Genomic DNA, 17,656 nt, shown 5'->3' with positions numbered 1-17,656 from the left:
GGACCGCCGGACTGCGCCACTGGAAGCACAATGCCTGAAACCTCCACCAAGCCCTACCTGATCCGCGCCATCTACGAGTGGTGCACGGATAACGGCTTCACGCCGTACATCGCCGTCTTCGTCGACGCCAACACCAGCGTGCCGCGCGAGTTCGTCAAGAACAACGAAATCGTGCTCAACGTCAGCTTCGACGCCACCAGCGGCCTGGACATGGGCAACGAGTGGATCGGCTTCAGCGCCCGCTTTGGCGGCATCTCGCGCAAGATCGACGTGCCCATCGAGAATGTGCTCGCCATCTACGCGCGCGAAAACGGCCAGGGCATGGCCTTTCCGGTGGAACGCAGCGTGCCCGAGACCCAGGCAGCAACCGAGCGCGAGAACAACCCGCCACCCAAGCTGTCCTCGGTCGAAAGCGAGCCGCTGGTCACCGCGGAAGCCAACGAAGACCACAACGGCGACGACGAACCCACGCCGCCGCCCGTGTCCCGCATTGGCGCCAAGAAACCTTCGCTGAAGGTCGTGAAGTAAGCACAGGAAGGCATCGTCAATTTGCGCCGCATGCAGTAGAATCGCGGTCTGCACCAAACATGCCGGCTTAGCTCATCAGGTAGAGCAGTTGATTTGTAATCATCAGGTGGCGGGTTCGAGTCCTGCAGCCGGCACCAGAATTTAAGAACGGGCTACGCGAATTGCGTAGCCCGTTTTGTTTTTTGGGCTGGACACCTTTCGCGCTGCCTCGAATGCAACGGTTCCTGCGCCCGTCTTGCGCCCGTCATCCAACCCGAATACCTTACCCCTGTCGTGAAACCCTTCAAGGTCTACCCACGCCAGCCGACAACCTTACAGAGTTCTGGCTTTCCCAGTCTCATCACCCCAAGCTCATCACCCCGACCGCAGCAAACCAAAAGGAACACATCCGTGAATCGGAAACTTGCACGTATGGCATGGGTGGCCTCGTTCGCCTGTCTGTCGGCCTGCGGAGGCGATGGCTCGTCGGCGGAGTCGGATGCTTCCGTCAAGTCCGTGTCGGCGGTGAATGCGTCGGCCGCGACCCTGGCGCCGTCGGCGCAAACGCTGGCGGCCTCGCACTGGATGCCGACGGCAGCCGATACATGGCAATTGCAGCTGACGGGTACGCTCAACACGAGCTACCCGGCGCAGGTTTTCGACATCGACCTGGTGGATACGCCGCAGGCGACCATCAATGCTCTGAAGGCGCAGGGCAAGCGTGTGGTCTGCTATTTCTCGGCGGGTAGCTCGGAGAACTGGCGGCCGGATTTCAAACAGTTTGCCGCGGCGGATATGGGCAAGGCGTTGTCGGGATGGGCGGGCGAGCGTTGGCTCGATACGCGCTCGGCCAACGTGCGCCAGATCATGCAGGCGCGCATGGATCTGGCGAAGTCCAAGGGCTGCGATGGCGTGGACCCGGACAACGTGGATGGCTATACCAATAAGCCGGGCTTTGCGCTGACGGCGGCCACGCAGCTGGACTACAACCGTTTCCTGGCGGCGCAGGCACATGCGCGCGGCCTGGCCGTGGGCTTGAAGAATGATGTGGACCAGGTCTCGCAGCTGGCGACTGACTTCGATTTCGCGGTGAACGAGCAGTGCTTCCAATACAACGAGTGCGCGAGCTACAAGCCGTTCACGGCGCAGGGCAAGGCGGTATTCAACGTGGAGTACGCATCGAAGTACAAGACAGCATCGACGCGCGCCGCGCTGTGCGCTTCGGCCCAGGCAGCGCACCTTCGCACACTGGTGCTCCCGTTGAACCTGGATGACGCGTTCCGCTACGCTTGCGATTGAGCTGAGCGGCCACGACGAATAGACGGCGCTGGCCACAGGCCGGCGCCGGTCCCTCCCGGGCGGGGTTCCGCGCCTTAAGCCTTTCCTCCCCCCTTCCTGGCTTGTCCCTGCTGCGCATCGCCTCTGTCCTACAGCGCGATTCCAGTATGCTGACAGCGGTTGCCGGGCGCGCGTCCTATAGTGGACGCAGTGGGGCGCGGCGACGCCATTATCAAGCGATCAAGCGTGTTACCGCGGAGAGCCGATCATGCCTGTGCAGCGTCTAACTGTCCTGTCACTTTGCCTGCTGATGGCGGCCGGCCTCACGGCATGCGGCGACACCGCAACCTTGCCAGTGTCCGCCGGTACGGGTTTCAACCCGGCCTTGCCGGCGCCAATCAAGACCTTGCTGCCGACGGTGCGCGTTGCGCCTGCCATTGGCTGGGCCGACGGCGCGAAGCCAATGGCAGCGGATGGCCTCGTCGCCGTGGCTTTCGCGGACAAGCTGGACCATCCGCGCTGGCTCTACGTACTGCCCAATGGCGACGTGCTCGTGGCTGAAACCAATGCGCCGGCCAAGGCGGATGACGGCAAGGGCATCCGGGGCTGGGTCATGACGCAGATGATGAAACGCGCGGGCGCCGGCGTGCCAAGCGCCAATCGCGTCACGCTGCTGCGCGACACCAATGGCGATGGCGTCGCGGATGCGCGCTCCGTATTTCTCAAGGACTTGCATTCGCCCTTCGGCATGGTGCTGGTGGGAAATGATCTCTACGTGGCGGATACGGATGCCGTGCTGCGCTTCCCATATCAACCGGGGCAGGCCGAGATCACCGCGCCCGGCGTGAAGGTGGTGGACCTGCCGGCCGGCGCCATCAATCACCACTGGACCAAGAACATCATCGCCAGCAAGGACGGCAGCAAGCTCTATGTCACCGTCGGCTCCAACAGCAACGTTGGCGAGAATGGCCTCGACAAGGAAGAAGGGCGGGCCGCCATCTGGGAGGTCGATCCCAAGACCGGCGCGCACCGTGTGTTTGCCAGCGGCCTGCGCAATCCCAACGGCATGGCCTGGGAGCCCGACAGTGGCACGCTATGGACTGCGGTGAACGAGCGCGACGAGATCGGCAGCGACCTCGTGCCGGATTACATCACCTCGGTCAAAGACGGCGCCTTCTACGGCTGGCCCTTCAGCTACTACGGCCAGCATGTGGACGCACGCGTGAAGCCGCAACAGCCGGAGATGGTGGCCAAGGCCATTGCGCCCGATTACGCCGTCGGCCCGCATACCGCGTCGCTCGGCCTGGCATCGGCGCAAGGCAACGCGCTGCCTTCCCGCTTCCGCAACGGCATGTTCGTCGGCCAGCACGGCTCGTGGAACCGCAATCCGCGCAGCGGCTACAAGGTGATCTTCGTGCCGTTCGCCAACGGCAAGCCGGCTGGCGAGCCGCTCGACGTGCTGACCGGTTTCCTGACGCAGGACGGCGACGCGCAAGGCCGCCCGGTGGGCGTTGCCATCGACAAGCGCGGGGCGCTGCTGGTTGCCGACGATGTCGGCAATGTGGTTTGGCGGGTGACGGCGGCGAAGTAGTGCCGCCACGCACCGCGCATGTTGCGGCCCAATACCTACTTGCTCACCCCCATCTGCCTGAGCAGGCCCAGGTTGTCCTCCAGATGCCAGTTCTCCACGATCTTGCCGTTTGCCACCCGGTACAGGTCGAAGGCCTGGAAGTCGATCTGCTGGCCCTGGCCCTTGCTGTCGCCGAACTGCCCGGTGAAGTGGCCGCGAAAGCGCAGGTGGACCGCGACCCGGTCGCCGGCGATGACTACGTCTTCCATTTCCGCGCTGAGATCCGGTACCGCGGCGCGGAATCCCCTGGAGGCCTGCAACGGGCCGCGCAGGCCTTGCTCGCGGTCGGGCGGCAGCGTTCGGTCGGTGAAGTCCGGGGCGAGTGCGAGCGTGGCGTAGCGTTCGTCGCCGGTGTGCCAGAAGGTGGCGTAGCGGCGGGCGGCGAGAAGCGCGGCTGCGGCGGATGGCTGGTCCGCGCCCTGGGCCAGGTGCTGCGGGTGGACCAGTTCGTCGCCGGCAGCGGCGGCGCTTTGCGATAGCGGCAACAGGGCGATGCCGAGGGCGGCGACGAATGCGCGTACTGGCGTGAGGCTTGCGTTGTTCATGTCGGCTTGTAACTCGTTCTGTATGTTCGTGGTTTTGCCCTGGCTTATGCCGCCGGCACGCCGCTCGCGCCGAGCGCGAAGCGGGCGATGTCGTCCTTGCGCATGAAGGTCACGCCGGCATGGCCCTGGGCGTAGCGGATAAATGCGTCGAGCGCCCGCACGCGTGCCGGGGAACCTGAGATGCGGTCGTGCGTGCTGATGGACATCATGCGGCGGCGGTGGGCGCCTTCCGCGTAGAGCACATCGAACTCCGCTTTCAGCTCGCCGAGCAGGTCTTCGGCCGTGGTCGATGGCGAGTCGAAGCGCACGATGTCGTTGTTGCGCACGGTGTAGGGCACCACGGCGAACGGCTTGCCGCCTACCTGCAGCACGGATGGCTCGTCGCGGCTGAGGTCGTCGATGTGATAGAGGAAACCGAGCGACTGCAGGATCGGCAGCGTATTGGGCGAGCCGCGCATCCAGAAGGCGTTGAAGCCGAGGGGGCGCGTGCCGGTGGCGCGCTGGATGGTGTCGATGCTCTGCACGTAACTGGCGCGTTCCGCTTCGGCACTCATGCTGTATTGCGGCTCCCAGGTCTGGCCATGGCCCGAGGCTTCGTGCCCGCGCGCGACGATTTCACGCGCCAGTTCCGGATGGCGCTCGACCGCCTGCCCCACCATATGCGAGGTCACCTTGATACCGGTGCGGTCCCACAGGTCCAGCAGACGTGGAATGCCTTCGCGCACGCCGTAGGTGTACCAGGACTGCAGCGGGTAGTCGGGATACTTGGGGTCGAGCGCAGGGAAGGGGCCGCTGGCGCCGCGCTCGGGCTGGGCGCCGGCTTCGAACTGCATCGAGATGGAGATGACGAGTTGCGCGCCATCCGGCCAGAACCGGGTGCGGCCGGCGCGGGCTTGCGGGTGCGCCTGGCTGGGTGGCGTGGTGGCGGCGCCGGCTGTAGCCGCGGCCAGGGGCAGCGCGGCGGTGAGTACAGCTGCGCTGCCCAGGAAGTCGCGGCGCGGATTCCGCGGCGCGCGCGCCGTCGGTCTGATGGGGTGGTTTGTACTCATGTTCGGTTTCCTTGCCTTGCGGCGGTTGCATGAGTACAGACTTTATGATTCAAACAAAGATTGATAAATATCTATTCGGATCTATCAATTTCAAATGCTGTTTGTTAATTGGCGTGCGACGCGAAACGGTGGGCGATGGCATCAGGCGTGTCAGCCAGGTATGAGATACCCGCTGCCGGCGGCGTCCCGGATCACCTTTCCCAGCGTATCCATGAAGGCTGTGGCGGCGGGGCTATCCGGCCGGCCGCGGCGCCGGTGCAGTGCGGCCGTGCGGCGGAAGCCAGGATGCGCGACCGGTGCGTAGGCTAGCCCGGCGAAGCTGCCGCTGCGCCGCGCGCCGGCGATATGCAGTGCCAGCGGGCTGGCGATGGTGTACAGGCGCCCGCCGAGCACGGCGCGCAGCAAGGCTTCCACGCTGGGGCCTTCCAGCCGGGGCCGCAGCACGATGCCGGCGGCCTGCGTGGCCGCGTCGATCTGCCGGCGCATGGCGAAGCGCTCGGGCAGCAGTGCCAGGGGCAGCGTTCCCAGTTGCGCCAGGGTCACGGTTTCCTGCTCGCGCGGCAGCTTGTGTCCGGGTGCGATCAAGGCAAGCGTTTCCGAGAACAGCGGCACCTGTTCGATGCGTTTTGGCGCATCCTTCGCGAACGCCAGGCCAAGGTCGATCTGTCCGTCGAGCAGGGAACGGTCGACCTCGGCGGCGGCAAACTCAAACACCTGGATATCCAGCCCCGGATGCGCATCGACCAGCGCTTGCACGGCCGGCATCACCAGCGCGGAAAGATAGGTATGGGTGGCGCCGATGCGCAGCGTGCCTTCCACCGCGCCGTGCTGGGAGGCCGCAGATACGATGACCCGTTCGAGTTGATCGAGCACGGGTTCGAGCGCGAGCACCAGTTGCCTGCCCGCATCGGTCAGTTCCAGCTTGCGGCCCACGCGCCCGAACAGCGGCACCCCCAGGCTCTGCGCGAAGATGCGCAGGTGCTGTGACAACGCCGGCTGCGTCAGGCCCAGCGAACCGGCCGCGGCGGTCACGCTGCCATGGCGGGCGACGGCCATGAAGCTGCGAACCAGGCGAAGGTCCATGGCTTCGGGCGTGGCCGTTGATCTCATAATTTGCTGTGATGAATTGAAAATCGATTCATCATTTTACAGAGCATGTCGTAACTGCTGGAATGCACGCACAACATGGAAAACACCAGGAGACCCCCATGTCATGCCATTCCAGTGCCAATTGGCGCAACCGCCGGCTGCCCGCCTTTTTATCGCCCGTGCTCGCGGCCGCAGCGCTCTGCCTGGCATTCGCGCCAGCCGCCAGCGCTGCCTATCCGGATCGCCCGATCCGCCTGGTGGTGCCGTATGCGCCCGGCGCCACCACCGACTCGCTCGCCCGCCTGATCGGGAAAGAACTGCAGGTCCGCCTGAAGCAATCCGTGGTGGTGGAGAACCGGCCCGGCGCGGGCGGCACCATCGGCAGCGACTATGTCAGCAAGGCGCCGGCCGATGGCTATACCTTGTTGCTCGGCGCGGTCGGGCCGGTCTCGGTCGGCAAGGCGCTATATCCGGCGCTGCCCTACGACCCGGCGAAGGACCTGGCCAGCGTAGGCCTGATCGGCGCGGTGCCATTCATCCTGGTGGCCGGCACCCGCGGGCAGCGCTTCGATACCGTGCCCGCGCTGGTGCGCGCGTCCGTCGCGGCGCCCGACACCATCGCCTACGGCTCGGCGGGCAACGGCACGCCCCAGCACATCATCGGGGCGATGTTCTCGCAGGCGACCGGTGCGCGCCTGCTGCACTCTCCCTACAAGGGGTCGGGCCCGGCCATCAACGATTTGCTGGGCGGGCAGATTGCACTGATGTTCGACAGCCCCGTGCTGCTGATGCCGCATATCAAGGCCGGCACGGTGGTGCCATTGGCACAGACCGGCGCGCGGCGCTCCGCCTTGCTGCCCGGCGTGCCCACCATGCGCGAGCAGGGCGTACGCGATTTCGATGCGGCGCCGTGGTACGGAATCATGGCGCCGGGCAAGCTGCCGGGCGATATCCTCAACCGGCTCAATCGCGAGCTGAATGCGGTGCTTGCCGACAAGCAGATGCAGGAACGCCTGCTGGCGCTTGGCGTGGAAGCCCGGCCGCTCGATCCTGCCGGCTTCCGCCAGTTCCTGTCGCAGGCGCAAACGAGCTGGACCCGCGCCGTATCCTCCGCCTCGGTGAAACCGGACTGATCATGCCGCACCTGATTACGGAAACCACACGGCAACTCGCCGACAGGATCGATTTCGCGCAGGTGTTCGCCGGCGTGCACCGCGAGCTCGCCGGCCACGGTTACGCGCAACTGGCCGATCTCAAGAGCCGCTTGCTGGTGGCGGAAGTGGCGCTGACAGGTGACGACCCCGAAGCCGGCTTCGTCGTGACGCACCTCGTGATGACCAACGCGCGTCCGGAGCCAGAGCAGGCTGCCATGGCCGCAGTTGTGCTGGCGCATACGGCGGCAGCCGTCAGGCAGGCCGCTTTCGCTGGCAACGTGCAGGTGTGCGTGCTGCATCGCCTGGCGGCACCGGGGACGTATGGGAAGACAGTGGTGGTGAGCCCCGGTGCTGATTGAGGATTGAGAGGAGAGGGGCTTAGCCCTGCGCAGCCTCCAGCTCGCGCCACGCCAAAAACAGGCGCGTATCGAACTCCAGCTGGTGGTACGCCGGCTCCATGTATTCGCACAGGCGGTAGAACGCCTTGTTGTGATCGCTCTCCTTCAGGTGTGCAAGCTCGTGCACCACGATCATGCGCAGGAACTCGGGCGGTGCTTCCTTGAACAGCGACGCCACGCGGATTTCCTTCTTGGCCTTGAGCTTGCCGCCTTGCACGCGCGAGATGGCGGTGTGCAGCCCGAGCGCGCGATGGACCACGTCGATCTTGGCGTCGAACGCGACCTTATGGATTGGCGGCGCGGTGCGCAGGAATTCCTGCTTCAGCTCGGCGGTGAAGTCGTACAGCGCGCGGTCGGTCTGCACGGTGTGCCGCGCGGGATATTTCTTCGCCAGGTGTTCGCCCAGGCGATTGGCGGCCACCATCTGGCGCACCTGGTCGAGCACGCCGTCGGGATACGCGGCGAGGAAGCGCAGCGGATCCTTGACGCCGGGGCGCCAGGTCTCGCTGGTGGGGGCGGGGGTGCTACGGGTGCTCAATGGTGATGGTGGTGATGGTGGGCCCAGCTGCCGTCGACCGAGCTGACGAAGGACTCCACGGCGTCCTTGTCGCCGGTGGCGTGGCGCACCATTTCACCGCACTTGCAAAAGCCCTGGTACGGCGTGATGTGCGAGCAGGCGGACACTTTCTGCAGGAATAGCGTGACGGGCTTGGTGCACTTCTTGCACTTGAAGGTGAGGGTGCGGGCGGGTTTGCTCATGGGATCGGGCTTGGAGGCGGAGTGATTCGAATGCGACATTGCCGGAGCGCAGGCTCACGGCAGGATAACTGCGCATTTTAGCCTGCCATGGCCCCACGCGTCCTGGCTGCCGCCATGCGCTTATTCCTTGACCGCGCCCGTCATGCCCGACACGTAGTACTCCACAAAGAACGAGTACACCAGCGCCACCGGCAGCGAGCCCAGCAAGGCGCCCGCCATCAGCGCGCCCCAGTGGTAGACGTCGCCTTCGATCAGTTCGGTGACGATCCCTACCGGCACCGTCTTCACCTCCGACGAGGAGATGAAGGTCAGCGCGTAGATGAACTCGTTCCACGACAGCGTGAAGGCAAAGATGCCAGCCGAGATCAGCCCCGGCACGGCCAGCGGCAGGATGATCTTGACCAGGATTTCCCAGCGCGTGGCGCCGTCGATCAGCGCGCACTCTTCCAGCTCGTAAGGGATGGAGCGGAAGTAGCCCATCAGCAGCCAGGTGCAGAACGGGATCAGGAAGGTGGGGTAGGTGAGGATCAGCGCCCAGCGTGTATCGAACAGGCCGAGCTGGAACACGATCGATGCCAGCGGGATGAACAGGATCGAGGGCGGGATCAGGTAGGCCAGGAAGATGGCCAGGCCTACCTGCTTCGCGCCCTGGAAGCGCAGCCGCTCGATGGCGTACGCGGCCAGCACGCTGGCGGCCAGCGAGGCAAAGGTGGAGATCGTGGAGACGATCACAGTATTGAGCAGCCACTCCGGGTAGGGGGTGTCGAACAGCAGCTTCTTGAAGTGGGCGAACGTGGGTGCCATCACCCAGAACGGGTTGGCGCTGCGCATCAGGAGTTCGCCGTCCGGCTTGAAGGCAGTGATCGCCATCCAGTAGAAGGGGAACAGCAGCACGAAGACGAAGATGCCTAGCGGGATGTAGATGGTCACCCAGCGCCGTGGCATCGATTGCAGGTAATCCATTCCCTGCGCGGTGTCCTGCTGCTGCGCTGCGGCCGTCGCTTTCATTTGTCGCCTCCCTGTTGCCAGCCGCGCCGCTGCAGGCCGAAGTATGAAAACAGGATGGCGGCCAGCAGGAAGGGCACCATCATCGTGGCGATCGCCGCGCCTTCGCCCAGCGAGCCGCCGGGAATCGCGCGCTGGAACGACAGCGTGGCCATCAGGTGCGTGGCGTTGAGCGGGCCGCCGCGCGTGAGCACATAGATCAGCTGGAAGTCGGTGAACGTGAACAGCACCGAGAAGGTCATCACTACTGCGATGATCGGCGTCAGCAGCGGCAGCGTGACATAGCGGAACTGCTGCCATGGCGTGACGCCGTCGATGGACGCGGCCTCGTACAACGTGGGCGAGATCGTCTGCAAGCCAGCCAGCAGCGAGATGGCGACAAAGGGAATGCCGCGCCAGACGTTGGCCGCGATGGTAGAGAAGCGCGCCAGCCATGGGTCGCCCAGGAAGTCGATATAGCGATCGATCAGCCCTAGCTTGACCAGCGTCCAGCTGATGATGGAGAACTGCGCGTCGTAGATCCACCAGAATGCCAGTGCCGACAGCGCGGTCGGCACGATCCATGGCAGCAGCACGATGGCGCGGAAGAAGGACTTGAACGGCAGGTTCTTGTTGAGCAGCAGCGCCAGCCACAGGCCTAGCGCGAATTTCACCACGCTGGCCACCACCGTGTAGAAGATCGTATTGAACAGCGCCAGTTGCGTCAGCGAGTCGCCTGCCAGGTAGCTGTAGTTGGACAGACCGATCCATTCTCCGGTGCCGCCGATCTTGGTGTTGGTGAAGCCGAGCCATACGCCAAGGCCGAGCGGGTACGTCAGGAAAACCAGCAGCAACAGCGCGGTGGGCAGCATGAACAGCAGCCCAAGCGCATGGCGGTTGTTCAACAGGCGGGAAATCATGGTTCACCTCGCATGGCTCACCTCGCAGGGTTCGGCTCGGCGGGCGCGGCGGTGCTGCCGCGCCCTTGTCTTTCTAGCTACGCCTTGTAGTACCGCTGCGCCCGCTCCGCCGCGCGCGCCGCCGCTTCCTTGGGTGTCTTGGAGCCGCTGGCCGCTTCCGCCACCATGTCGACCACGATGTAGTCGGCCATGGCCGCGGCCGAGGCCGTGCCCAGCGGCCCGGCGTGGCCGTTGTCGAGCATCAGCGCGGCGGCGTCGCGATACACGGTGTGCTTGGGGTCGGCCGTCCAGATCGGGTTGGCCTCATAGGCCTTGAGCGGCTGGCTGACGTAACCGATGGCGGCTTCCATCCACGGGTTGTACTGTTCGGGCTCCATCATGAACTGCAGGTAGGCCTTGGCCGCGTTCGGGAACTTGGAATACCTGAACAGCATCATCTGCGTGATCTGCATCAGCTCGGTGGGCCTGCCGGGCGTGCCGATGGGGAAGTGCGCGTGCTGGATGTCGCGCGCCATTTCCTGCAGCTTGGGTTCCTTCGAATTCTTGGCCGCGTAGTAGATCGAGATGCCGTTGGCGGTCAGGCTGATCTGTCCGTCGAGGAAGGCCTTGTTGTTGGACGGGTCCTGCCACGACAGCGTGCCGGGCACGAAGGTGGCGTAGAGCTGCTTGGCATACTCCAGCGCGGCCCACGTCTCTGGCGAGTTAACCACCACCTTGCCCTGGGTATCGACCAGCATGCCACCGTGCGACCACAGCAGCCAGTGTGCCCAGTTGTTGCCGTCGCCCACGGCCTTGCCGAGCGCGAAGCCGCACGGCGTGTTCTTGGCCTTGAGGCCCTGGCACAGCTTGAGGAAGCCGGCAAGGTCCTTCGGGATGGCGTCGAAGCCAGCGGCTTTGACGTGGCTTTCGCGATAGACCAGCGCATTGCCGACCACGCCCAGCGGCAGGCCGATCCACTTGCCGTTGTGCGTGCCGTACTTGCGGCACACGTCGTACCAGCCGCCGTACTTGCCGCCCAGGTAGGTGGCCAGGTCGGTCAGGTCGACCAGCTTGTCCGGGTACTGCTGCGGGTCATCGAACCAGCCCACGATGACGTCCGGCCCGCTGCCGACGCTGGCCGCGACGGCGGCCTTGGGGCGCACGTCTTCCCAGCCTTCGTTGTCGACGCGTACCTCGACGCCGGTCAGCTCGGTGAACTTCTTCGTGTTGGCGTTCCACAGGTCTTCGTCGCCCTGCACGAAACGCTTCCAGCGCAGCACACGCAGCTTGGCGCCGGCCTCCGGCTTGTATTGCAGTGCAGCCGGCGCGGCGAAGGCATGGCCGCCGATCGCCGTGGTGGCGGCAACGGCCGCCGTGGACACCAGGAAATCGCGCCTCGTGAAGTTGCTCGGTGTGCTCATCGCTTTGTCTCCTCCGTGGTCAGGGGCTCCGCCCCGTGCTGGTCATGCCTGCTTCCCGGATTGTCCGCCGGTGTCGCCGGGCCGCGCTGCAATAGCGTCTGGCCCGAGTCGGCATCGAACAGATGCGTGTGCTGGTGGTCGGGTACCAGGTTCAGGATGTCGCCCGCGGCGAAGTCATGGCGCTCGCGGAAGATCGAGATGAACTCCGCCTCGCAGAAGCGGGAGTAGATCTCGGTGTTGGCGCCGGTGGGCTCGACCACCGACACGCGCGTTTGCAGGCCCTGGCCCGGCATGCCCAGGATCAGGTGCTCGGGCCGCACGCCGTAGATCACGCGCTGGCCGTCGGTGCCGGCGGCGGCATCGAAGCGCGCAGGTGCCGGCAGGCGCGTGCCATCGGGAAACTCGACTGCGGCATCGCCGCCACTGCGGCGCAGCACGCCAGGCACGAAGTTCATCGCCGGGGAGCCGATAAAGCCGGCCACGAAGAGGTTGTCGGGATGATCGTAAAGCTCCAGCGGCTTGCCGCGCTGCTCCACGCGGCCGTCGCGCATCACCACGATCAGGTCGCCCATGGTCATGGCCTCGATCTGGTCGTGCGTGACATAGACCGAGGTGGTGCGCAGGCGCTGGTGCAGCTCCTTGATCTCCGCGCGCATCTGCACGCGCAGCTTGGCGTCCAGGTTGGAGAGCGGCTCGTCGAACAGGAACACCTGCGGATCGCGCACGATGGCGCGGCCCATGGCCACGCGCTGGCGCTGGCCGCCTGAGAGCTGGCGCGGGTAGCGTTCCAGCAAACTGTCCAGGCCGAGGATGGCGGATGCCTTGGCCACTTTCTGCCGGATCTCTTCCTTGTCGCCCTTGGCGAGCTTGAGCGAGAAGGCCATGTTGTCGTAGACCGTCATATGCGGGTAGAGCGCATAGTTCTGGAACACCATGGCGATATCGCGCTCCTTTGGCGGCAGGCGGTTGACCACGCGGTTACCGATGGCGATCTCGCCGGTGGTGATCTCCTCCAGCCCGGCGATCATGCGCAGCAGCGTGGATTTGCCGCAGCCCGATGGCCCCACCAGCACGGTGAACTGGCCATCGGCAATATCGATGTCCACGCCGCGGATCACCTGCGTGCTGCCGAAGTATTTCTGGATGCCGCGAATCTGGACCGATGCCATGCGTGGTGTCTCCGTGAGCCGCTGATGCTCGTTCGTGCCGGGGGCGGCAGTTCGCCGCGATTGGATTGCCGTGGTGATTCGTGGCGCGACAGCGTGCCTCAGTGGTTGTCCTTGGGCACCGCGGCGCCGCTCTTGCCCACCAGGAAATCCATGTCGGCGCCCAGGTTGGCCTGCTGCACATGCTCGACATACAGGCGCGTCCAGCCGCGCTCCATCGGCAGCGCGGGCGCCTGCCACGCGGCGCGGCGGCGCTGCAGCTCCGCCTCATCGACATGCAGGTGCAGCTTGCGCATGGGCACATCGAGCTCCACCACGTCGCCGTCCTTCACCAGCGCCAGCGGGCCGCCGGCCGCGGCCTCGGGCGCCACGTGCAGCACCACCGTGCCGTAAGCCGTGCCGCTCATGCGCGCATCCGATACGCGGACCATGTCGGTGATGCCCTTGCGCAGCACCTTGGGCGGCAGTGGCATGTTGCCGGCTTCGGCCATGCCTGGGTAGCCGCGCGGGCCGCAGTTCTTCAGCACCAGCACGCAGGTCTCGTCGACGTCGAGCGATTCATCGTCGAGCCGCTGGTGCATGTGCTCGCTGTTCTCGAATACCACCGCGCGGCCGGTGTGCTTGAGCAGCGCCGGCGTGGCGGCCGACGGCTTGATCACCGCGCCATCGGGGCACAGGTTGCCGCGCAGCACAGCAATGCCGGCGTTGGCCTTGAAGGGCGCGCCGAAGGCGTGGATGACTTCGCGGTTCCAGTTGGGCGCGTCCTTGCAGTTGTCCCACAACGTCTTGCCGTTGACGGTGAGCGCGTCGCGCGCAAGCAGCGATTCCAGTTCGCGGATCACCGCGGGCAGGCCGCCTGCGTAGTAGAAATCCTCCATCAGGTGGCGCCCGGATGGTTGCAGGTCGAGCAGGCACGGCAGCTCGTGGCCCAACGCATCCCAGTCTTCCAGTTTCAGCTCGACACCGATGCGCCCGGCGATGGCTAGCAGGTGGATCACGGCGTTGGTCGAGCCGCCAATGGCCGCGTTGACGCGGATCGCATTCTCGAACGCGTCCCGGGTCAGGATCTTCGACATCACCAGGTTGTCCTTCACCATCTCCACGATGCGGCGCCCCGACGCGCGCGCCAGCACATTGCGGCGGCCATCCACGGCGGGAATCGCCGCGTTGCCGGGCAGGCTCATGCCCAGCGCTTCCACCATGCTGGCCATGGTCGACGCGGTGCCCATCGTCATGCAGTGGCCGTGCGAGCGGTGCATGCAGCTCTCGGCCTCGAAGAAGTCCTCCTGCGACATCTGGCCGGCCCGCACTTCCTCCGACATCTTCCACACATCGGTGCCGGAGCCCAGCTCGCCGCCGCGGAACTTGCCGCTCAGCATGGGGCCGCCGGAGACACCGATGGTGGGCAGGTCGCACGAGGCCGCGCCCATCATCAGCGCGGGCGTGGTCTTGTCGCAGCCCATCAGCAGCACCACGCCATCGATCGGGTTGCCGCGAATCGATTCTTCCACGTCCATGCTGGCCAGGTTGCGGAACAGCATGGCGGTGGGGCGCAGCATGGTCTCGCCCAGCGACATCACCGGGAATTCAAGCGGAAAGCCGCCGGCTTCCCACACGCCGATCTTGACCTGTTCGGCCAGTGTGCGGAAATGCGAGTTGCAGGGCGTGAGCTCGGAGTAGGTGTTGCAGATGCCGATGACCGGACGGCCATCGAACTGGTCGTGAGGAATGCCGCGGTTCTTGAGCCACGAGCGATAGATGAAGCCATCGCGGTCGAGGCGGCCAAACCAGGCCTGGCTGCGGCGCTTGGGGGGCGTCGGCTTGTCGTCGTTCACTCGGGTCTCCTGCGTTCTTGCGGGGCCGCGTAGCGACGGCTGGCGCGTAGGCGCCACGTGTGCTGATGCCCGCTTTCTTGTGCGCTGCAGATACGGATGCCCACGACCGATTGCACTGCCTTGCCGCATGCATGCCGAGTGAGCGGAGTCTAGTTCACGAGTCTGGACAGGTAAACTGGTATTACCAATTAGTGGTCTTTACCGATGCCGCTGCGCATGCTGCGGCGCGCGATGAATCCGCCTGGACATTCGCTGGCGTGCTGCCTAGACTCCAGCCGGCTGGACAAATGGTCAAACCAATTTCGCCAGACGCTCGGGCTGCACATGCCTATCCATTCGATCGAACCGCAACGCCTGTACCGCCAGATCAGCGCCCAGCTGCGCACGCTGATCCGGGCCGGCGAGTTTCCGGTGGGCTCGCGCCTGCCGGCGGAGCGGGATTTGTCGGTGCAGCTCGGCGTGAGCCGCCCATCGCTGCGCGAGGCGTTGATCGCGCTCGAGGTTGAGGGCTATATCGAAGTGCGGATGGGCTCCGGCATCTATGTGTGCGAGCCGCCGTCATCCGTCGACGCCGGCTTCGACCTGTCCGGCGAGGAAGGCCCGCTCGAGCTGATCCGCGCACGTGCCCTGGTGGAAGGCGAGGTCGCCGCGCTGGCGGCCCGGAGCGGGCGCAAGGCCCAGTTCGATGCGATCGAGGAGGCCATCGCGCAGATGGCCGCCGAAGCCGCCGCCGGCATCAAGCCGCTCGATGCGGATCGCTTGTTCCATGTGCGGGTGGCGCAAGCCACCGGCAACAGCGTGCTGGTGGGCGTGGTGCGCCGGCTCTTCGACTTGCGCCTCGGGCCGCTGTTCGATCAACTGAACAGCCACTTCGAGACGCCCGAGGTCTGGGCCCAGGCCATCGCCGAGCATCGCGAAGTGCTGGCGGCGCTGCGCCGCAAGGATCCGGAGCTGGCGCGCGCGGTCATGCAGCGGCATATGGACATCGCTTACCGCCGCCTGACCTCCAGCCTGACCCGTGCGCGCAAGCGCGCAGCCGGCACGCCGGGTGCCGCGCCACGTGCCAGGAAGGCGTCCTCAGGGGCGTCATGAAGGGCCTTGTGCGGACCGGCTTTGCTACACTTGGCCGATTCCCCCCAATTTCACCCGGATCCGCATGGCACAGTACGTTTTCACCATGAACCGCGTGGGCAAGATCGTCCCGCCCAAGCGTCACATTCTCAAGGACATTTCCCTGTCCTTCTTCCCGGGCGCCAAGATCGGCGTGCTGGGCCTGAACGGCTCGGGCAAGTCGACCGTCCTGAAGATCATGGCGGGCCTCGACAAGGAAATCGAGGGTGAAGCCACGCCCATGCCCAACCTGAACATTGGCTACCTGCCGCAGGAGCCGCAGCTCGATCCCGAGCAAACCGTGCGCGAGTCGGTGGAGGCCGCGCTGGGCGGTGTGTTCGAAGCCCGCAAGAAGCTCGACGAGATCTATGCGGCCTATGCCGAGCCGGACGCGGATTTCGACGCGCTGGCAGCGGACCAGGCCAAGTACGAAGCCATCCTGGCGGCAAGCGACGGCAACAACGCCGAGCTGCAGCTGGAGATCGCGGCGGATGCGCTGCGCCTGCCGCCGTGGGAAGCCAAGGTCGGCAACTTGTCCGGCGGCGAGAAGCGCCGCGTGGCGCTGTGCCGCCTGCTGCTGTCGCGCCCCGACATGCTGCTGCTCGACGAACCTACCAACCACCTGGATGCGGAATCGGTGGAATGGCTGGAGCAGTTCCTGACGCGCTTCCCCGGCACCGTGGTGGCGGTGACCCACGATCGCTACTTCCTCGACAACGCCGCCGAGTGGATTCTGGAACTGGACCGTGGCCACGGCATTCCCTGGAAGGGCAACTACAGCTCCTGGCTGGACCAGAAGGAAGCCCGCCTGAAGCAGGAAGAATCGAGCGAGTCGGCCCGCCAGAAGGCGCTGCACAAGGAACTGGAATGGGTGCGGCAGAACCCCAAGGGCCGCCAGGCCAAGTCCAAGGCACGTCTCGCGCGCTTTGACGAACTGAACAGCCAGGAATACCAGAAGCGCAACGAAACCCAGGAAATCTTCATCCCCGCGGGTGAGCGCCTGGGCAACGAGGTGATCGAGTTCAACGGCGTGAGCAAGGCCTACGGCGACCGCCTGCTGATCGACGACCTCAGCTTCAAGGTGCCGCCCGGCGCCATCGTCGGCATCATCGGCCCCAACGGCGCCGGCAAGTCGACCTTCTTTCGCATGCTCACCGGCAAGGAAACCCCGGACAGCGGCGAGATCAAGGTCGGCCCGACCGTGAAGATGGCCTACGTGGACCAGAGCCGCGATGCGCTCGACGGCAGCAAGACCGTGTTCGAAGAGATCTCCGGCGGTGCCGACGTGCTGACGGTTGGCCGCTACGAAACGCCGTCGCGCGCGTACATCGGCCGCTTCAACTTCAAGGGCTCGGACCAGCAGAAGCACGTGGGCACGCTCTCGGGCGGCGAGCGCGGACGCCTGCACCTGGCCAAGACGCTGATCTCCGGCGGCAATGTGCTGCTGCTCGATGAACCGTCCAACGACCTCGACGTGGAAACGCTGCGCGCGCTGGAAGACGCGCTGCTGGAGTTCGCCGGTTGCGTGATGGTGATCTCCCACGATCGCTGGTTCCTGGACCGGATCGCCACCCACATCCTGGCCTTCGAGGGCGAGTCGCATGTGGAATTCTTCCCGGGCAACTACCAGGAGTATGAGGCGGACAAGAAGCGACGTCTGGGTGAGGAGGGGGCTAAGCCTAAGCGGATTCGGTATAAGCCTATTGTTCGTTAAGGGGATTTGGGGGGCTCTGAACTGCAACTTCAGCTGCAACTGCTTAACGTCAACTTCAACTGCAGTTTCACCTCCCCTGCGGGGAGGCGACCTACTTTCTTGTCTCGCCAAGAAAGTA

Annotated in this window: 17 protein-coding genes and 1 tRNA gene; 8 read left to right on the top strand and 10 right to left on the bottom strand. The window is 65.3% G+C overall.

What is annotated here, in order from left to right:
• The first annotated feature begins 30 nt into the window (after positions 1-30).
• The 4 genes from AC1RQC_RS30510 to AC1RQC_RS30495 all read left to right on the top strand — a co-directional run bounded on the left by AC1RQC_RS30510 (position 31) and on the right by AC1RQC_RS30495 (position 3,376).
• Positions 31-528 (top strand): ClpXP protease specificity-enhancing factor, encoded by a 498-nt coding sequence (locus AC1RQC_RS30510; protein WP_150985693.1) that lies wholly within the window; start codon positions 31-33, stop codon positions 526-528.
• Positions 529-589: 61 nt separating this feature from the next.
• A tRNA-Thr gene (locus AC1RQC_RS30505) sits at positions 590-665 on the top strand.
• 274 nt (positions 666-939) lie between these two features.
• Complete coding sequence (locus AC1RQC_RS30500) at positions 940-1,806, top strand: endo alpha-1,4 polygalactosaminidase (RefSeq protein ID WP_492830525.1); 867 nt, start codon at positions 940-942, stop codon at positions 1,804-1,806.
• Between the two features lie 247 nt (positions 1,807-2,053).
• A complete protein-coding gene (locus tag AC1RQC_RS30495; RefSeq protein ID WP_492830500.1) occupies positions 2,054-3,376 on the top strand; it encodes a PQQ-dependent sugar dehydrogenase in 1,323 nt (440 codons plus the stop codon).
• A gap of 35 nt (positions 3,377-3,411) precedes the next feature.
• Here the strand turns inward: AC1RQC_RS30495 and AC1RQC_RS30490 are convergent, their stop codons facing one another.
• The 3 genes from AC1RQC_RS30490 to AC1RQC_RS30480 form a co-directional block, all read right to left on the bottom strand.
• Positions 3,412-3,960, bottom strand: a complete 549-nt coding sequence (locus AC1RQC_RS30490) for an ester cyclase (RefSeq protein ID WP_492373475.1) — start codon at positions 3,958-3,960, stop codon at positions 3,412-3,414.
• 44 nt (positions 3,961-4,004) lie between these two features.
• Positions 4,005-5,009 carry a polysaccharide deacetylase family protein gene (locus AC1RQC_RS30485; RefSeq protein WP_492830498.1) on the bottom strand — a complete coding sequence of 335 codons (1,005 nt, stop codon included), beginning with the start codon at positions 5,007-5,009 and terminating at the stop codon, positions 4,005-4,007.
• A gap of 150 nt (positions 5,010-5,159) precedes the next feature.
• A complete protein-coding gene (locus AC1RQC_RS30480; protein ID WP_492373477.1) occupies positions 5,160-6,119 on the bottom strand; it encodes a LysR substrate-binding domain-containing protein in 960 nt (319 codons plus the stop codon).
• Between the two features lie 98 nt (positions 6,120-6,217).
• Between AC1RQC_RS30480 and AC1RQC_RS30475 the strand changes: the two genes are divergently transcribed.
• Complete coding sequence (locus tag AC1RQC_RS30475; protein WP_492885562.1) at positions 6,218-7,231, top strand: tripartite tricarboxylate transporter substrate binding protein; 1,014 nt, start codon at positions 6,218-6,220, stop codon at positions 7,229-7,231.
• 2 nt (positions 7,232-7,233) lie between these two features.
• Positions 7,234-7,611 (top strand): hypothetical protein, encoded by a 378-nt coding sequence (locus AC1RQC_RS30470; protein WP_492373479.1) that lies wholly within the window; start codon positions 7,234-7,236, stop codon positions 7,609-7,611.
• Between the two features lie 19 nt (positions 7,612-7,630).
• On the opposite strand, the gene AC1RQC_RS30465 is transcribed toward AC1RQC_RS30470, so the two are convergent.
• The 7 genes from AC1RQC_RS30465 to AC1RQC_RS30435 all read right to left on the bottom strand — a co-directional run bounded on the left by AC1RQC_RS30465 (position 7,631) and on the right by AC1RQC_RS30435 (position 14,714).
• Positions 7,631-8,125: a M48 metallopeptidase family protein gene (locus AC1RQC_RS30465; RefSeq protein WP_150985760.1), complete on the bottom strand. Its 495-nt coding sequence runs from the start codon at positions 8,123-8,125 to the stop codon at positions 7,631-7,633.
• Positions 8,126-8,184: 59 nt separating this feature from the next.
• Entirely contained in the window at positions 8,185-8,409 is a 225-nt protein-coding gene (locus AC1RQC_RS30460; RefSeq protein ID WP_043350086.1) for a hypothetical protein, read from the bottom strand.
• A 120-nt stretch (positions 8,410-8,529) separates the two neighbouring features.
• Positions 8,530-9,417 (bottom strand): carbohydrate ABC transporter permease, encoded by an 888-nt coding sequence (locus AC1RQC_RS30455; RefSeq protein WP_492373480.1) that lies wholly within the window; start codon positions 9,415-9,417, stop codon positions 8,530-8,532.
• Complete coding sequence (locus AC1RQC_RS30450; protein ID WP_043350082.1) at positions 9,414-10,313, bottom strand: carbohydrate ABC transporter permease; 900 nt, start codon at positions 10,311-10,313, stop codon at positions 9,414-9,416. The genes AC1RQC_RS30455 and AC1RQC_RS30450 overlap by 4 nt, the downstream gene beginning before the upstream one ends.
• A 77-nt stretch (positions 10,314-10,390) precedes the next feature.
• Positions 10,391-11,713, bottom strand: a complete 1,323-nt coding sequence (locus AC1RQC_RS30445; RefSeq protein ID WP_492885560.1) for an ABC transporter substrate-binding protein — start codon at positions 11,711-11,713, stop codon at positions 10,391-10,393.
• Entirely contained in the window at positions 11,710-12,882 is a 1,173-nt protein-coding gene (locus AC1RQC_RS30440) for an ABC transporter ATP-binding protein (protein WP_492373482.1), read from the bottom strand. The genes AC1RQC_RS30445 and AC1RQC_RS30440 overlap by 4 nt, the downstream gene beginning before the upstream one ends.
• Positions 12,883-12,980: 98 nt before the next feature.
• Positions 12,981-14,714 (bottom strand): IlvD/Edd family dehydratase, encoded by a 1,734-nt coding sequence (locus AC1RQC_RS30435; protein WP_492811622.1) that lies wholly within the window; start codon positions 14,712-14,714, stop codon positions 12,981-12,983.
• A gap of 324 nt (positions 14,715-15,038) precedes the next feature.
• Between AC1RQC_RS30435 and AC1RQC_RS30430 the strand changes: the two genes are divergently transcribed.
• Positions 15,039-15,806: a FadR/GntR family transcriptional regulator gene (locus tag AC1RQC_RS30430; protein WP_492373484.1), complete on the top strand. Its 768-nt coding sequence runs from the start codon at positions 15,039-15,041 to the stop codon at positions 15,804-15,806.
• 64 nt (positions 15,807-15,870) lie between these two features.
• Positions 15,871-17,538, top strand: coding sequence for an energy-dependent translational throttle protein EttA (ettA, locus tag AC1RQC_RS30425; protein ID WP_006159698.1), 1,668 nt, complete (start codon positions 15,871-15,873; stop codon positions 17,536-17,538).
• The last annotated feature ends 118 nt before the right edge of the window (positions 17,539-17,656 follow it).

Source organism: Cupriavidus sp. GW822-FHT03E04 (assembly GCF_058801495.1).
The sequence above is the reverse complement of the archived record's forward strand: the minus strand, read 5'-3'. Positions and strand labels throughout refer to the sequence as shown.

Bases quoted from the DNA above. Each gene is read 5' to 3' on its own strand.
- AC1RQC_RS30460 (WP_043350086.1), bottom strand. From the start codon at position 8,409: ATGAGCAAACCCGCCCGCACCCTCACCTTCAAGTGCAAGAAGTGCACC.
- AC1RQC_RS30490 (WP_492373475.1), bottom strand. From the start codon at position 3,960: ATGAACAACGCAAGCCTCACGCCAGTACGCGCATTCGTCGCCGCCCTC.
- AC1RQC_RS30475 (WP_492885562.1), top strand. From the start codon at position 6,218: ATGTCATGCCATTCCAGTGCCAATTGGCGCAACCGCCGGCTGCCCGCC.
- AC1RQC_RS30440 (WP_492373482.1), bottom strand. From the start codon at position 12,882: ATGGCATCGGTCCAGATTCGCGGCATCCAGAAATACTTCGGCAGCACG.
- AC1RQC_RS30485 (WP_492830498.1), bottom strand. From the start codon at position 5,009: ATGAGTACAAACCACCCCATCAGACCGACGGCGCGCGCGCCGCGGAAT.
- AC1RQC_RS30500 (WP_492830525.1), top strand. From the start codon at position 940: ATGGCATGGGTGGCCTCGTTCGCCTGTCTGTCGGCCTGCGGAGGCGAT.
- AC1RQC_RS30445 (WP_492885560.1), bottom strand. From the start codon at position 11,713: ATGAGCACACCGAGCAACTTCACGAGGCGCGATTTCCTGGTGTCCACG.
- AC1RQC_RS30470 (WP_492373479.1), top strand. From the start codon at position 7,234: ATGCCGCACCTGATTACGGAAACCACACGGCAACTCGCCGACAGGATC.
- AC1RQC_RS30450 (WP_043350082.1), bottom strand. From the start codon at position 10,313: ATGATTTCCCGCCTGTTGAACAACCGCCATGCGCTTGGGCTGCTGTTC.
- AC1RQC_RS30480 (WP_492373477.1), bottom strand. From the start codon at position 6,119: ATGAGATCAACGGCCACGCCCGAAGCCATGGACCTTCGCCTGGTTCGC.
- AC1RQC_RS30455 (WP_492373480.1), bottom strand. From the start codon at position 9,417: ATGAAAGCGACGGCCGCAGCGCAGCAGCAGGACACCGCGCAGGGAATG.
- AC1RQC_RS30430 (WP_492373484.1), top strand. From the start codon at position 15,039: ATGCCTATCCATTCGATCGAACCGCAACGCCTGTACCGCCAGATCAGC.
- AC1RQC_RS30495 (WP_492830500.1), top strand. From the start codon at position 2,054: ATGCCTGTGCAGCGTCTAACTGTCCTGTCACTTTGCCTGCTGATGGCG.
- ettA (WP_006159698.1), top strand. From the start codon at position 15,871: ATGGCACAGTACGTTTTCACCATGAACCGCGTGGGCAAGATCGTCCCG.
- AC1RQC_RS30510 (WP_150985693.1), top strand. From the start codon at position 31: ATGCCTGAAACCTCCACCAAGCCCTACCTGATCCGCGCCATCTACGAG.